The organism is Mycobacterium persicum (genome assembly GCF_002086915.1).
Classification (GTDB): Bacteria; Actinomycetota; Actinomycetes; order Mycobacteriales; family Mycobacteriaceae; genus Mycobacterium; species Mycobacterium persicum.
Genome location: NZ_MWQA01000009.1, coordinates 1 through 1,315, shown reverse-complemented (window position 1 = coordinate 1,315; position 1,315 = coordinate 1). Strand labels below are relative to the sequence as shown.

1 protein-coding gene is annotated in these 1,315 nt (G+C 57.0%); it reads left to right on the top strand.

The features are described 5' to 3' along the window. The first annotated feature begins 416 nt into the window (after nucleotides 1-416). Nucleotides 417-959 carry a hypothetical protein gene (locus B4U45_RS28410; RefSeq protein WP_241780169.1) on the top strand — a complete coding sequence of 181 codons (543 nt, stop codon included), beginning with the start codon at nucleotides 417-419 and terminating at the stop codon, nucleotides 957-959. Nucleotides 960-1,315: the final 356 nt, after the last annotated feature.

Here is a 1,315-nt window from a genome sequence, read left to right as displayed (position 1 = left end):
ATGGGCCGATCTGCTGGCTACCGCGTTGGCGCGCCTCCAACCGGGCTGACGAACACCCCACCTACCCCCACGACCCCACGGAAGGACCGACGGGCACAGGAACCCGCCAGAACCCGCTGACCGGGACCGCCATGATGCCCACCGTCGAAAATCAAGATCGAAAACCGCAATCCGAACCGATCAGGCCGCCACGTCAACCCCGCGAAACATCCGGGCTAAGGCCGCTTTTGGTGAAACTGGGGGAATTGTTAACGTGCCCGACGGAACAAAAGTGGTGCTGCCCGCGGACTTAGCCTATGGAGAGCAATGGTGGTACATCCTGACGGATCGGTAACAGTTTTTGTGGGTGACCTTCACAAATTCTTGCCGTACATTGGCCGATGAAGCGTGGAGAGATGAACGTATCCTCATATCCAGTGATCATTGATTTTGAGGTCTACCTGCTCATGACGATGAGGCTAAGAATGTCAATGGCGAACAAGGAAGCTCAACTAGAAGCCAAACTGGCCGAACACGGGCTCTCCTTGGAAGGTGCGGAACTTATACATGAGCGAATAGCAAGAGCACTTGGCGACGAAGCTTCCCGTTATGAGAACATGAAAAAGCTGCTAGGCGTTGCTGACCAGGACTCCGCAGAATTGAAATACAACAGTATATTGTGGCCTGGATTCGACTTCAACGCCATCGCCGGCGACGAAGGAGTACTTGAATCGGCGGGTTACTGGCACACGAGGCGCGATTCACCTTGCGTTGATTCCCCTACCGAGCTGCTAACTTGGAGCGTGGACATCGCCGAATTCGCAGAGCAGTTTGGCCCCATGACTCTTCGCGGCAAGTGGCCTCTATTCGATGAGTTCTTGCCCGCATACGAGGAGTACGACTTTTTTTGGAATGGAGAACATTACGGTGCACGATTCATCTGGGGTCTATTCTTGTCTTCTTCAATCTGCTGGGATTGAGCTTCTGCGAAGTGTTGTGGCCGGGATTCGACTTCAAAGCCGTCGCGGGTGAAGAGGGAGCGCTTGAATCGGCGCAGTATTGGTATACGGCGTTGGAGTCAGCCATCTGGCTTCCTGGCGTTGGCGGGTGGGGTCGTTACGGTTGCGTCGGGATGGGCCGGGCGGTGCGGAACCTGTCAAACCATTTGAGACGTGTCAGGCTGCGTGTTCTGTGTCGGTGTTCTCCTTCGGTGGTTCGTTGATCCAGGCTGCTTCGGGCAGCTTGGGTGGGGCGGGTTTGCGGCGGAACCGGTCGGGGTTCGCCGCGTAGGCGGCGGCGAGGGTTTCGGCGCGCCGGGCCCGGATCTCGATGGCGG